Source organism: Promicromonospora sp. NPDC090134 (genome assembly GCF_044746965.1).
GTDB lineage: Bacteria > Actinomycetota > Actinomycetes > Actinomycetales > Cellulomonadaceae > Promicromonospora.
The window spans coordinates 311,705-325,812 of record NZ_JBIVCZ010000005.1 but is presented as its reverse complement, the minus strand read 5'-3'; the positions used below and the strand labels follow the sequence as shown (position 1 = coordinate 325,812).

The 14,108-nt window shown below is 73.5% G+C and carries 7 protein-coding genes; 5 read left to right on the top strand and 2 right to left on the bottom strand.

Annotation, left to right across the window (positions count from 1 at the left end; translation table 11 throughout):
- Positions 1 to 63: 63 nt before the first annotated feature.
- Positions 64 to 3,663: a transcription-repair coupling factor gene (mfd, locus tag ACIPN7_RS16160; RefSeq protein ID WP_400544031.1), complete on the bottom strand. Its 3,600-nt coding sequence runs from the start codon at positions 3,661 to 3,663 to the stop codon at positions 64 to 66.
- Positions 3,664 to 3,819: 156 nt separating this feature from the next.
- Between mfd and ACIPN7_RS16155 the strand changes: the two genes are divergently transcribed.
- From ACIPN7_RS16155 to ACIPN7_RS16135, 5 genes are all read left to right on the top strand, one after another.
- The gene (locus ACIPN7_RS16155) at positions 3,820 to 4,896 is read left to right on the top strand and encodes an acyltransferase family protein (RefSeq protein ID WP_400544028.1); all 1,077 of its coding nucleotides are present in this window, start codon (positions 3,820 to 3,822) and stop codon (positions 4,894 to 4,896) included.
- A 147-nt stretch (positions 4,897 to 5,043) separates the two neighbouring features.
- The gene (locus tag ACIPN7_RS16150; protein ID WP_400544025.1) at positions 5,044 to 6,702 is read left to right on the top strand and encodes a Coagulation factor 5/8 type domain-containing protein; all 1,659 of its coding nucleotides are present in this window, start codon (positions 5,044 to 5,046) and stop codon (positions 6,700 to 6,702) included.
- Positions 6,703 to 6,806: 104 nt separating this feature from the next.
- Positions 6,807 to 8,174: an MFS transporter gene (locus ACIPN7_RS16145; protein WP_400544022.1), complete on the top strand. Its 1,368-nt coding sequence runs from the start codon at positions 6,807 to 6,809 to the stop codon at positions 8,172 to 8,174.
- Positions 8,171 to 9,196, top strand: coding sequence for a hypothetical protein (locus ACIPN7_RS16140; RefSeq protein WP_400544019.1), 1,026 nt, complete (start codon positions 8,171 to 8,173; stop codon positions 9,194 to 9,196). The genes ACIPN7_RS16145 and ACIPN7_RS16140 overlap by 4 nt, the downstream gene beginning before the upstream one ends.
- 4 nt (positions 9,197 to 9,200) lie before the next feature.
- Positions 9,201 to 9,971, top strand: coding sequence for a hypothetical protein (locus tag ACIPN7_RS16135; protein ID WP_400544016.1), 771 nt, complete (start codon positions 9,201 to 9,203; stop codon positions 9,969 to 9,971).
- 60 nt (positions 9,972 to 10,031) lie between these two features.
- Here ACIPN7_RS16135 and ACIPN7_RS16130 read toward each other — a convergent pair whose 3' ends face one another.
- The gene (locus ACIPN7_RS16130; RefSeq protein ID WP_400544013.1) at positions 10,032 to 13,982 is read right to left on the bottom strand and encodes a DUF4082 domain-containing protein; all 3,951 of its coding nucleotides are present in this window, start codon (positions 13,980 to 13,982) and stop codon (positions 10,032 to 10,034) included.
- Positions 13,983 to 14,108: the final 126 nt, after the last annotated feature.

Here is a 14,108-nt window from a genome sequence, read left to right as displayed (position 1 = left end):
TACGGTCCGGGTGAGTTGCCGTGAATTCGAGTTTCACCTATCCCACGGACGCGAGGCCTGGGGTCACGAGCGTGTGCCGACCTTAGCGGCAGCCCCCACGTCCGCCAGAATCACCGCGTCGATGAGGCCCCGGGCCCACTCCAGCACCTCGGTCCCGCGCAGCGGCCGCCCGCCGATCCGCGCCGTCGTCGGGAACGGCACGAGGATGGCCCGGATGGCCGGCTTGAGGATGGTGCCCGGGTAGAGCCGCTTGAGCCGCAGCTGCGCCGACTCCGGCAGGTTGACCGGCGCGAACCGGATGTACTTGCCCTGGGCCGTGATGTCCGAGAGCTCGGCCTGCCGCGCGTGGTTGCGGAAGTCGGCGACGTCGAACAGCGCGCCCGCGACCTCGGGCAGGACGCCGTAGCGGTCGGTGAGCTCGGCGCGGACCTCCGCGAGCGCCCCGGCGTCGTGCGCGGCGGCGATCTTCTTGTATGCCTCCAGCCGCAGCCGCTCGGTGGCGATGTATGCCTCGGGCAGGTGCGCGTCGACGGGCAGCTCGATGGTGACCTCGGGCGCCTCCTCCTCGGTGTCCCCGCGGAAGGCGGACACGGCCTCGCCCACCATGCGCACGTAGAGGTCGAAGCCGACGCCGGCGATGTGGCCGGACTGCTCGCCGCCGAGCAGGTTGCCCGCGCCGCGGATCTCGAGGTCCTTCATGGCGATCTGCATGCCCGCGCCGAGGTCGGTGTGGGCGGCCATGGTGGCCAGCCGGTCGTGCGCGGTCTCGGTGAGCGGCTTCTCGGGCGGGTACAGGAAGTAGGCGTAGGCGCGCTCGCGCCCGCGGCCGACGCGCCCGCGGAGCTGGTGGAGCTGGGACAGGCCCAGCATGTCGGAGCGCTCCAGGATCAGGGTGTTGGCGTTGGAGATGTCCAGGCCGGTCTCGATGATCGTGGTGCACACCAGCACGTCGAGCTCCTTCTCCCAGAAGGCGCGGATGACCTGGTCGAGCTGGTGCTCGCTCATCTTGCCGTGGGCCACGCCGATCCGGGCCTCGGGCACGAGCTCGCTCAGGCGGGAGGCGGCACGCTGGATGGTCTCCACCTTGTTGTGCACGTAGAAGACCTGGCCCTCGCGCAGCAGCTCCCGGCGCAGGGCGGCCGCGATCTGCTTCTCCTCGTACGCGCCCACGTAGGTGAGCACGGGGTGGCGCTCCTCCGGGGGCGTGGCCAGCGTGGACATCTCGCGGATGCCGGTCACGGCCATCTCCAGCGTGCGCGGGATCGGGGTGGCGGACATGGCCAGCACGTCCACGTTGGTGCGGAGCTGCTTGAGCGTCTCCTTGTGCTCGACGCCGAAGCGCTGCTCCTCGTCGATGACCACGAGGCCCAGGTCCTTGAAGGCGACGGACCCGGTGATGAGGCGGTGGGTGCCGATCACGATGTCGACGCTGCCGTCCTTGAGCCCGGCGAGCGTCTCCTCGGACTCCTTGGCCGACTGGAAGCGGCTCAGGGCGCGCACGGTCACGGGGAACCCGGTGTACCGCTCGGAGAAGGTCTCGAAGTGCTGCTGCACCAGGAGCGTCGTGGGCACCAGCACGGCGACCTGCTTGCCGTCCTGCACCGCCTTGAAGGCGGCCCGGATGGCGATCTCCGTCTTGCCGTACCCGACGTCGCCGCACACCAGGCGGTCCATGGGCACGGACTTCTCCATGTCGGCCTTGACCTCGTCGATGGTGGCGAGCTGGTCGGGCGTCTCGACGTAGGCGAACGCGTCCTCCAGCTCGCGCTGCCACGGGGTGTCGGGGCCGTAGGCGTGGCCCTCGGTCGCCATGCGCGCGCTGTAGAGCCGGATCAGCTCGCTCGCGATCTCGCGCACGTGCTTGCGGGCCTTGGCCTTGGTGTTCTTCCAGTCGGCGCCGCCCATCTTGGACAGCGACGGCGACTCCCCGCCCGTGTACTTGGTGACCTGGTCGAGCTGGTCGGTGGGCACGAACAGGCGGTCGCCCGGCTGGCCGCGCTTGCTGCTCGCGTACTCGATCACGAGGTACTCGCGGGTGGCCCGGTTGCCGCCGGTGCCCATGGTGCGCTGGGCCATCTCGACGAACCGGCCGACGCCGTGCTGCTCGTGCACCACGTAGTCGTCCGCCTTGAGCTGGAGCGGGTCCACGACGTTACGGCGCCGGCTGGGCATCCGGCGCATGTCGCGGGTGTTCGCGCCGGCGCGACCGGTCAGGTCCTGCTCGGAGAAGACGGCGAGCTGGAGCTCGGGCGCCACGAAGCCCTTGCCCACGCCACCGGCCAGCACGTGCACGACTCCGGGCTCGGGCTCCTCCTCCAGCGACACGGCCAGCCGGGCCGCCGTGCCGGCCGCGGAGAGCTGCTCGGTCATGCGCTTGGCGGGCCCGTGCCCCTCGGTGGTCAGCACGAGCCGCCAGCTCGCGACCTGCAGCCCGTGCACGTCGTCGAGGGCACGCGCGAGGTCGCCGCGGTAGGACTCGACGTCGCGCGCGCTGATCGTGAACACGGTCTCGCCGGCGCCCGCCGACGCGTCGTCGGACCCCTCGGTGAGCTCCGTGTCCTGCGTGAACGCGGACAGGGTCCACCAGCCCAGGCCGCGCCGGGCCGCGATCTCGCGCACCTCGGCGAAGGTCTCGAACGAGGCCGCGGACAGGTCGATGGGCGCCGCGCCGCCGGCGACCGCGCCGGTCCAGGCCGCGGCGAGGAACTCCTCGGTGGTCGCCACCAGGTCGTGCGCGCGGCGCCGCACGCGCTCGGGCTCGTTGACCACGAGCAGCGCGTCGTCGGGCACCAGCTCCAGCACGGGGACCATGCGGTCCACCAGCACCGGGGCGAGCGACTCCATGCCCTCCACGGCCACGCCGGCGGCGAGCTTGTCGAGCATCTCGACCGCGCCCGGCAGCGTCTCCACCAGGTCCGCCGCGCGGGCCCGGACGGCGTCCGTCAGGAGGATCTCGCGGCACGGCGGCGCCCAGACGCCGTGCTCCGCGATCTCCAGGCTGCGCTGGTCGGCCACGGCGAACCAGCGGATCTCCGTGACCTCGTCGCCCCAGAACTCGCACCGCAGCGGGTGGTCCTCCGTGGGCGGGAACACGTCGAGGATGCCGCCGCGCACCGCGAACTCGCCGCGCCGCTCGACCATGTCGACCCGGGTGTAGGCAGCGGCGGTGAGCCGCTCGGCGACGTCGGTCAGGTCGGCGGTGGTGCCGGTCTCGAGCTGGACGGGCGCCAGCTCCCCCAGGCCCTCGACGACGGGCTGGAGCAGGGCCCGGACCGGCATCACCAGCAGCCGGATCTCGCTCGCCTGCCCGTGCCCCTCGGCCGGGTGCGCGAGCCGGCGGAACACGGCCAGGCGCTTCGCGACGGTGTCCGCGCGCGGGCTGAGCCGCTCGTGCGGCAGGGTCTCCCAGGCGGGGAGCACGGCGACCTCGTCGCCCCGCTCCTCCGGGAGGTAGCCGCGCAGGCTCGCGGCCAGGTCGTCGGCCTCCCGGCCCGTCGCGGTCACCACGACTAGGGGGCGCCGCTCGGCCGCGGCCACCAGCAGCGGCGGACGCACCCCCACCGGGCCCACCACGTCCGCGAAGCCGCGGGTGCGCACGTGCTCCACGGCGGCGGACGCGCCAGGATCGCGCAGAAGTGTGGGGAGGAGGCCGGTGAGGTTCATAGATCTGTTCCTTCGAGGGCGCACGACGACGGGCCCTTCACGGGCATGACCCGGGGAGGGGTCATGTGGTGAGGGGCTGGGTCCCAGGCTACTCCTGGGCACCGACACCGCAGTTTGCGGTGCCTTCCGTCCCGCTCTGTCCTACGATGACCGGCGATGTTCACCCCCTCCGGTCCCCCGCGGCACGGCACACCCACGGCGCGCGACGCCGCCCTCGCGCGCCGCGGCGCCGTCCGCCTCGCCTGGCCCGACGCCGCGCGCGGCCTCGCCATCTCACTGGTGGTGCTCTACCACGCGACCAACTGGACATGGTCCACGGGCTACGAGGTGAGCGTCCTCCGCGAGGTCAACGAGACGCTGCGCAGCCTGCGCATGCCGCTGTTCTTCGCGGTGGCCGGCATGTTCGCCGGGAAGTGGACGGCGGTGCCGTGGTCCCGGCTGGCCCGCGGCAAGCTGCTCCACTTCGCGTGGGTCTTCGTGCTGTGGGAGCCGATCTCCCTGGTGGTGCGCCTGCTCACGGGCTACTACCAGGTGGCGGACGCCGACTGGGGCACCCTCGCGCACGACCTCGCCTGGTCGCTGCTGGTCCCCCGGTCGGAGCTGTGGTTCCTCTGGACGCTGGCCGCGTTCTTCGTGCTCGCGCGCCTGCTGCGCCGGGTCCCCGTGCCGCTGCAGCTCGTGGCCGCGGCGGCCGTGAGCGGGTGGGCGCTGGCCGGCTGGGAGCCGGAGAGCATCGCGTGGCGCGGCACGGCGCAGTTCGCGGTGTTCTTCCTGGCCGGCCTGCACCTGCGGCCCCTGCTCGAACGGTTCGCGGAGCGCGTCACCTGGCTCTGGGCTCTGGTCGCCGTCGGCCTCTGGCTCGGCATCCAGGTCACGGTGCGCGACCTCGGCCTGGCCGACGTCCCCGGGCTGTACCTGCTGGCCAACGTGGCCGGCGTGCCGGCCGGGGTGGCGGTGAGCGTGCTGGTCTCCCGGGTGCCCGGCGCGCTCGGGCTGCGCTGGATCGGCGCGCGCACGCTGCCGGTCTTCGTCACGCACACGTCGGTGGTGCTCGCGCTGCTGTACCTGCTGTACAGCAACGGGGTCTGGATCCCCGCGCCGCAGTCGCAGTGGCTGCCCGTGGTCCTCTGGGCGGCGGCGATCGCCGTCGGGCTGGGGCTGGGCGCGCTCGCGCCCCGGATCGGCGCGCGCTGGCTGTTCGCCCCGCCCCGGTGGCTGGCGGACGGCCGCTGACGGTTCGGCCCGGGCGGGGTGCACAGCGGGGCGTGACGGATATCTACCCCATGAGGGACTTGCCTGTTACTGTTTCACCCTCAGTACGGCGACGGCGCCGTCCTGACGGCGGAGCCGCGGCCTCGCCCTGACCCTCCGGGAGGTCTCGTGCGGCGCATCCGACGAACCGCGGTCCTCGTGACCGCGCTGCTGGCCCTGGGCCTCGGCGGCACCGGGCTGGTCGTGCCGGCGTCGGCCACGGGCGGCGGGACCCGGGCGCTGCCCGGGCCCACGCTCCCCACCCCGGAGTCCGAGGTGAACGTGACCGGGACGCCCTTCACCGGCACCCGGCCCGACGGGACGGTGTACGGCCTCATCGACGCGCACAGCCACCTGTTCATGCAGGACGGCATGGGCGGCGCCGCCGTCTGCGGCAAGGTGTTCTCGGAACAGGGCATCGAGACGGCGCTGCGGGACTGCCCGTCGCACGAGCCGCACGGGCTGGGCGCGCTGCTGGAGAACCTGACGCGGGACGGCTCCCCGATCGGCACGCACGACACGACCGGCTGGCCCACCTTCGCCGACTGGCCCGCCCACAACTCCCTCACCCACCAGCAGATGTACTACCGCTGGGTCGAGCGGGCGTGGCGCGGCGGGCAGCGCGTGCTCGTCAACGACCTGGTCACCAACGGCCTGCTGTGCTCGATCAACCCGGGCACCTACCAGAGCTGCGACGAGATGACGGCGATCCGCCGCCAGGCGCAGGACACCTACGACCTCCAGGACTACGTCGACGAGCAGTACGGCGGACCGGGCCGCGGCTGGTTCCGGGTGGTGACCAGCAGCGCGCAGGCGCGGCAGGTGATCGAGGAGGGCAAGCTCGCCGTCGTGCTCGGCGTGGAGACGTCGGAGCCGTTCGGCTGCAAGCAGACCCTGCGCATCCCGAGCTGTTCCAGGGCGGACATCGACGCCGGGCTCGACGAGCTCTACGACCTCGGTGTGCGCTCGATGTACCTGTGCCACAAGTTCGACAACGCGCTGTGCGGCGTGCGGTTCGACCAGGGCACCCTGGGCACCGTCATCAACGCCGGCCAGTTCCTGTCCACGGGCACCTGGTGGGACGCGCGCTCCTGCCCCGCGGACCAGCCGCACGACAACAACCCGGGCAACGGCGAGCTCCCGCCCGCGCTGGAGGACGACCTGCCGCCCGTCCTGCCCCTCTACCCGCCGGGCACGGTCTGCAACACCCGCGGCCTGACGGGGCTGGGCGCCTACGCCGTCCGCGGCCTGGTCGAGCGCAACATGATGGTCGAGGTCGACCACATGAGCGCGAAGGCCGCCGGCCAGACCCTCGACCTCCTGGAGGACGAGGACTACCCCGGCGTGCTGTCGACGCACTCCTGGATGGACGAGAGCTACCTGGACCGGCTGTACGCGCTGGGCGGGTTCGCCACGATCTACGGCCACGCCACCGAGGAGCTCGTCGCGGAGTACGAGCGCACCGCGCCCGTCCGCGACCGGTACGGCGCGGGGATCGGGTTCGGCTTCGACATGAACGGGTTCGGCGGCACACCGCCGCCCCGCGCGGACGCCGCCGCGAACCCCGTCACGTACCCGTTCCGGTCGTTCGACGGCGGGACGCTGCTCGACCGGCAGACCACCGGCGAGCGCACCTGGGACGTCAACGTCGACGGCGTGGCCCACTACGGGCTGGTGCCCGACTACGTGGAGGACCTGCGGCTCGTGGGCGGCCAGGACCTCGTCGACGACTTGTCGCGCGGCCCGGAGAGCTACCTGACGACGTGGGCCGGGGCGGAGGCCCACTGAGCGCCGGCACGTGCGAGGACGGGCCCGCCTCACCCGGGTGAGAAACCCAGTTCACCCCTGCCTGAGCGGTCGGGACCCGGGCCCCCGGCCGTAGCCTGAGCGACATGTCAGGGCTCCTCCGCGCTGCTCCGGGAGGGACCGGCACACCGACCGGAACCCCGTCCCCCGAACGGCCGGGCGCGCGACCACCCGCCCGGCAGGACGCCGCACGCCGCCGCGCCGGACGGGTGTCGTCCACCGTGGTCACGCTCGGCGTGGTGAGCTTCCTGACGGACGTCTCGTCCGAGGCGGTCACCGCGATCCTGCCGCTGTACGTCACCGCTTCGCTCGGCCTGTCGGTGGTCGCGTACGGCGTGGTCGACGGGCTCGTCCAGGGTGCCGGCGCCCTGGTCCGGGTGGCCGGCGGCTGGGCCGCGGACCGCACCGACCGGCCCAAGTGGGTCGCCGCCGTCGGCTACGGGCTGTCAGCCCTGACGCGGGTCGGCCTGCTGTTCGCCGCGGGCCTCCCGGCCGTCGCGAGCCTCGTCGTCACCGACCGGGTGGGCAAGGGCGTGCGCACGGCCCCGCGGGACGCCCTGATCGCCGCGTCCGCCAACCCGCGCAACCTCGGGCGCTCCTTCGGGGTGCACCGCGCGCTGGACACCGCGGGGGCCGCCCTCGGCCCGCTGCTCGCGTTCGTGGTGCTGTGGGCCATCCCGGACGGCTACACGACGGTCTTCGTGATCTCGCTCGGCGCCGCCGTGCTGGGGGTCGGCGCCCTCGTGTTCCTGGTCCCGGACCTCCGGCCCCGGCAGGCCGCCTGGCTGAAGACCCACCGCACCCGCGAGTCCCGCGGGCTGCCCAAGTGCAAGGGCTGCACGTGCGAGGCGCCCGGCGGCCTCCAGCTCACCGGACGGCCGTTCTCCTGGAGCTTCCTGCGCCGGGGCGCCACGGTGCGCCTCCTCGTCGTGGCCGGGCTGCTGGGCCTGCTGACGGTCGGCGACGGGTTCGTCTACCTCGCCCTGCAGGACCGCGACGGGTTCGCGACCCAGTGGTTCCCGCTGCTGTTCGTGGGCACGAACGCCGTGTACATGCTGCTCGCCGCGCCCGTGGGCCGGTTCGCCGACCGGTTCGGCCGGGCGCGCGTGCTGGTCTGGGGGCACGTGCTGCTCGCGGCCGCGTACGCGTGCGCGGCCGCCCCGTTCGCGGGCACGACGACGACGGTGGTCGCCCTGGTCCTGCTCGGCGCCTTCTACGCCGCGACCGACGGCGTGCTGTCCGCGCTGACCAGCGCGCTGGTCCCCGTGGCCGCGCGCGGCACCGCGATCGGCACCGCGCAGACGGTCACGGCCGTCGCGCGGATGGCCGCTTCCGCCGGGTTCGGCGTGCTCTGGTACGCGACCGGCCGGGTCGACGCGCTGTGGATCGCGACGGGGGCGCTCGTGCTGGCCGTGCCGGTCTGCGCCTACCTGCTGCGGAGGTCGCCCGCATGAGCCCGCACGCGACCCGGCGCACGGCGTTCGGCGCGCTGGCCGTGGTGGTGCTGGCCGGCACCGGCTGGTACGTCACCAGCGAGGTGCTGCGCGCCCGGGCCGAGCAGGCCGCCCCCAGCGCGGTCGAGGTGGCCGAGGACGTGCTGGACGGCCCGCACGTGCTGTTCCGCGGCACCGCGCCCGGCGAGCTGTACGGCAGGGTGTCCGCCGTCGCGCTGGACGACCTGTCCGGTCCCCGCGAGGTGACGCCCGCCGTCTGCGACCGCGTCGACTCCGACGGCGAGACGACGGTCTGCCTGCACACCCGCCGCGGCGTCGTCACCACCTACGAGGCCGAGGTGCTGGACGACGCGTGGCAGTCCACGGCGAGCTGGCCGCTGCCCGGCGTCCCGAGCCGCACCCGGCTCTCGCCGGACGGCCTGGTGGCCACCACCGCGTTCGTGACCGGCCACTCGTATGCCACGACGGGCTTCTCCACGGAGACGACGGTGCACCGCGCCGACGGCTCCGACGTGTCCGGCAACCTCGAGGACTTCACGCTGCTCGTCGACGGCGAGCCGGTGGCCCCCGTGGACCGGAACGTGTGGGGCGTGACCTTCGTCGACGAACGGACCTTCTACGCGACGGTCCAGTCGCAGTCGCTCGGCCGCACCTGGCTCGTCCAGGGCGACCTGGACGACCGCACCCTCGTCACGCTGCTCGACGGCGTGGAGTGCCCCTCGCTGTCGCCGGACGGGACCCGGCTGGCCTTCAAGCACGACGCCCGCGAGCCAGGTGCGGCCACGCCGCACTGGACCCCTGCGGTGCTCGACCTCGACACGATGGCGATCACCGTGCTCGACACCGAGGAGCGGAACGTCGACGACCAGATCACCTGGCTCGACGACACGACGATCCTGTACGGGCTGCCCCGCGCCGACGAGCCGGGCACCACCGACGTCTGGGCCCTGCCCGCGGACGGTTCGACGGCTCCGGCCGTCGCGATCCCGCAGGCCTGGTCCCCGAGTGTGGTCAGGGGATGACACCATGCGCACGAACCGTAGGAGTACCGCGGCGAGGAGTATCGCGTCCAGGAGCGCCGCGGCCGCACCGCTGCTGGCCGCGGCCCTGGTCCTGACCGGCTGCACCGGCACGCCCGAGGCGAGCCGGACGCCCGACGACGGCACGGCCTCGGCAACGAGTCCCGGCACGGCCCCGGCCACGCCGTCGTACGAGCCGGACGACGCCGGCACCGGGTCGGCCGAGCCGAGCACGGAGCCAGGCGCCAGCGCCGAGCCGAGCGCCGAACCCGGGGCCGAGCCGAGCAAGGCCGGGGCGACGGCGCCCGCGCCGGACGGACGCAGCGGCGGCCAGAGCGGCGGCGACGGCAGCGAGGTGATCCCGCCCGTGGCGCAGGACGGGTCGCCCGCGAACGGCCTGGGCGGCTCCACGGGCCCGGCCGCCGGCAGGCTCGGCTCCGGACAGCAGACCGGCAGCGGCTCCGGCCTCGTGGCCGGCTTCCCGCAGGACGTCGTCCTGGTGTCGAAGGGGGCCGACGTCGACTCCAGCTCCGTGACCGGGGCGGACGGCCGCTTCCAGGTCACGCTCGACGCGACCGTCGACGCCGCGTGCACCGACGTGCTGCTCGACTACCGCTCCTGGTTCACCTCCGGCGGCTTCGCCGAGAAGGACACGACGAACCGGCCGCGCCGCACCACCGTCGACCTCGCCCGCAAGGGCGAGAGCGTGGTGCTCACCACCGTCCGCGACGGCGACGGGTGCGCGGTCACGGTGTTCGCCACGCTGTCGGCGCGCTGAGCGGCCGCACGGTGAGGCGGACGCCGCCCGCACGGCGGCGTCCGCCTCACCCGCGTCGTCCTACTGGTCGGTGAACACGGGGTCCACCCAGTACCCGGTGCTCTGCCAGGTGAACTGCGGGAACCCGCCGCCGTAGAGGTAGGTGCCGGCGTTCGCGGGCGCCGTCAGCGGGCCGACGGTGCGCGCCTGGGCGAAGTACCCGGACCCTGCCGCGTAGCCGCCGTTGGGCGCGAGGTAGGACACGGTGTACGTGCTCCCGGCGGTCACCGCCACCCGCTGGGGCAGCGTGACCGTCTGCCAGCCGTCGCTCCCGCCCGACGCCGCCTGGGCCGTCGCCACGCGCGTGCCCGCGGAGTTCCACACCGACACCGTCTGGGTGCCGGTGTTCGCCGGCCCGCGGTAGAAGCGCACGGCCGTGACGAAGCCGTTGCGGCTCGCCGTGAACCGCGTGCCGAGCTCCACGGCCGCGCCGTCGTCGGCAGACGCGACCGGCGGCACCGCGGCGCCGAAGATCGTGCACGGGCACTGGCCGTCGGCCGCCTTCGTGGTGAACGACCACGAGGTGGGCCCGAGCGTCTGCCCGCCCGTCGTCCTCCCGGTGAACGCCGCCGTGTAGGCCGTGCCGGGCGTCAGCGCGCTCCCGGGTGTCAGCGTCGCCGTCGTGCCGGAGACGGCGAGGCTGCCGGCCACCGCCTGCCCACCGGGGCCGGTCAGCGTCAGCGTCGTGCCTGCGGTCGCCAGCGTCTGCGACGCCGTGACCGAGACCTTGGTGCTCGTCGCCACGTCGACCGCGGCGGCGGACGGCGTCCGCGACGTGATGGTCGGAGCGGCGGCGGCCGGCTCGAACTGCACGTCGACGAGGTAGGACGAGGACGTCTGGGTGGTCGGGCGACCGGAGCCGTAGAGGTACACGCCCGCGTTCTGCGGCGTGCTCAGGTCCCCGACCGTCCGGGTGGCGCCGAGCGCGCCGAGCGTCACCGGGTAGCGGCCCGACGGCGCGCGGTAGCCCACCGTGTACTCCTGGCCGGCGGTGACGTCGGCGGGCGTGTCGAAAATGACGTCCTGCCACCCCTGCGGCACCGGGTCCGAGACCGTCTTCTGCGCGACCACCTGGCCGCCGCTCCCCCACAGGGTGGCCACGAACGGCCCCGTCATCTGGGTCGACTTCCAGAACTGCAGCCCGGTGACCTTGCCGGTCACCCGCGGCGTGAAGCGCATGCCCAGCACGACGGCGGCGTTGTCGGCCGCTGCCGTGACGCCCGGCACCGTCGTCTCGTCGAACAGGCCGCAGGGGCACGTCGTGGACGGCGGGCGGAGGGTCCGGAAGCTCCAGGTGCCGCCGTCGGACAGGGTGGTGCCCTCGGTCGTCCGGGCCGAGACCACCATCTTGTAGGTGGCGAACCCGGCCAGCGGGGCCGACGGCGTGAAGGTGGCCGTGCGGGTGGCGGCGTCGTACGCCACGGTCCCGGGGGCCGCCGTGCCGGCCTGGTCGGTCAGCGACATGCTGATCGACGACGCCACGACGCTCTTCGAGAACGTGATCCGCACCGGGGCGTCCAGGCGCACGCTGACCTCACCGGGCACCGGGGTACGCGAGGAGGCGACCAGCGGCGAGCTGTCGTTCGCCGTGTACACCGCGTCCACCCAGTAGGCGGCGTTGTCCCAGTTCTCGGTGGGGACCGTGCCGGGCGCGCCGTAGAGGCCGGCCGGCGCGGCGCTGAACCCGCCCTCGACGGTGAGCGGCCCGGCCTCGCGCCCCTTGGTCTGGAAGGCCCACGGGGTCGAGGTGTAGCCGCCGTTGGGCGCGGTGTAGGACACCGTGTACGCCTGCCCCCCGACGACGGGGACGGGGCTGGTGAACGACGCCTCCTGCCAGCCGCTCGCCGTCTCACCGGTGAACTGCACCCGGCCGAGCTGCTCGCCGGACGCGCTCCACAGCGACCCGAAGTGGGTGCCCGTGTTCGCCGACGTCTTGTGGAACCGCACGCCGCTCACGTAGCCGCTGTCCGTGGGCACGAAGCGCATGCCCAGCTCGACGGCCGACGGGTCGTCGGCCGGGCCGTTCGGCGGCGTCGTGGTGCCGAACACGGTGCACGGGCAGGTCACCTGCGCGCCCACCGTCGCCACGGCCCCCGTGTTCGCGGAGTCGTCGATCGCCCGGGCGCGCAGCTGCGTCGCGCCCGACCCGAAGGCCTGGCCGGTGTACCTCCAGCTCGCGCGGCCCTCGGCCGGGTGCCAGGACTTGCCGCCGTCGAGCGACACCTCCACGCCGGCTACCTTGCCGGCGGCGTCCGTGGCCGTGCCCGTGACGGTGACGCTCGCCCCGCCGCGGTACGTCTGCCCCGCGGCCGGGCTCGTGATCTGGGTGGTCGGCCCGGTGGTGTCGGTCGTCCGCGCCGCCGGGGTGATGCCCGAGGCCAGGGTGCCCGGCTGGACGCCCATGTCCGCGAAGAGGTTGACCGTCGCCTGGCGCATCCGCGAGTCGGCGGGCGCGCCGTTCCCGTCGTGCTCCTGGTCCAGGCCCCAGGCCCACTGCACCGTCCCGGCGGAGAACACCAGGGCGCCGCTCGAGGCCTTGTACAGGGTGATGGTGTGCTTCGTGACGCCGGGCGCCACCGTGTTGCCGAAGTCCTGCAGGTACTCCGGCACGTTGCCCACCGTCGTCGACATCCGGATCAGGCCCGCCGGTCTGAAGCCGTTGTCCAGGTCCTCGTTCGACTCGTACCCGACCGTGTGCTGTGCGAGCGCCTGCGAGGACCCCGCGGGCAGCGAGCCCAGGGTCGTCCCCCGCCAGATCCGCAGCTTGCCGTCCTCGGCCGTGACCGTGAGCGGCAGGTCCGAGTAGTTGGTCGTGTACAGCGTGCCGATCACGCCGTTCTCGGGGCGTCCGGCGCCCGCGGCCGAGCTCGCGTACCGGGGGTCGCGCCAGGTCCCGGTCCACTCGCTGGACGGGTCGATCTTGTCCCGGCCCCAGGTCTCCTTGTACGAGACGAGGGTGCGGTGGTCGGACGGCTGGCCGGCGGCGGACGGCTCCCAGCGCGTGCGCCAGTACATGTCGTTCCCGGCGAAGAAGCCGAGGTGCACCCCGGCGTCGCGGGCCCGTTCGACGGCGGCCCGCTGCGGGCCCGACCAGTACTCGTCGTGGCCCACGGACAGGAACGCCTTGTGGTTGAGCAGCCGGGCCCCGTCACGGTCGGTGTCGACACCCGCGATGTAGGTGACGTTGTAGCCGTTCTGCTCCATGAACCGGACCATCGCGTACTCGGCGCTGAAGTAGAAGTCGCGGCCGTTCTCCAGCCCGCGCGTCGCGAACGGGCGGTTGTAGCTGAGCTTGTACGCGCGCCCGTTGGCACCGCCGGTGTAGAAGCTGGACCCGCCGTAGGTGTTGTAGGCCTGCCACGTGGTGTCCGACGTCTGGAAGACGACGTCGGAGGTGGAGCCGTCGTCGCGCACGACGAACGTGATGTGGCTCTGTCCGCCGGTGTCCGTCCTGGTCAGCAGCGCGATGTAGACGCCGGACACCGCGGTGGACGGCACGTCCCAGCCCGCCGAGACGCCCCAGCCGCCGCAGTCGACCAGCTCGGTGGTCACGTCCCAGGCGCACTCCGGCTGCCGCTGCGGCAGCGTGGCGCTCGGCGTGACCGACGTGATCTTGCGCGCCCCGAGCCCCTGGTACCAGCCGGTCCGGTAGATGTCGATCGTGTAGGCCCGGGCGTCGGTGTCGACCTTGAACGAGACCCGCTTGCCCGTGTCCACGCTCATCTCGGTGGCGAAGCCCTGGATGCTGGCATCACCGGACCGGTCGATGTCCCACACCTCCGGGGACGTGCCCGGCTTCGAGTTCTCGCAGACGACCGGGTTGCTCCCGGGCGCGCACGGGTCGGCCGCGTTCGCCGCGGGAACCACCGCCAGCAGTGCCGACGAGGCCGCGAGGACCGCGACCACGAAGGCCGCGAGGGGGCGACGGCCCCGGCGGGTCCGGCGTGACGAGACTGCGAAGGTGCTGCCCACATCGCCACCCTAGGAGCGACCATGCCGGTCGGGCCCGGCCAGGACGGCATGATCACCCCCGGTTCACCCGGTTGGCTACAGCGCTGTCAGACCCCGCCGGACACGGCAGATCCCCAGGTCACACGA

Excerpts from the sequence above, each read along its gene's own strand:
- mfd (WP_400544031.1), bottom strand. The coding sequence starts at position 3,663 with ATGAACCTCACCGGCCTCCTCCCCACACTTCTGCGCGATCCTGGCGCG.
- ACIPN7_RS16140 (WP_400544019.1), top strand. The coding sequence starts at position 8,171 with ATGAGCCCGCACGCGACCCGGCGCACGGCGTTCGGCGCGCTGGCCGTG.
- ACIPN7_RS16135 (WP_400544016.1), top strand. The coding sequence starts at position 9,201 with ATGCGCACGAACCGTAGGAGTACCGCGGCGAGGAGTATCGCGTCCAGG.
- ACIPN7_RS16145 (WP_400544022.1), top strand. The coding sequence starts at position 6,807 with ATGTCAGGGCTCCTCCGCGCTGCTCCGGGAGGGACCGGCACACCGACC.
- ACIPN7_RS16155 (WP_400544028.1), top strand. The coding sequence starts at position 3,820 with ATGTTCACCCCCTCCGGTCCCCCGCGGCACGGCACACCCACGGCGCGC.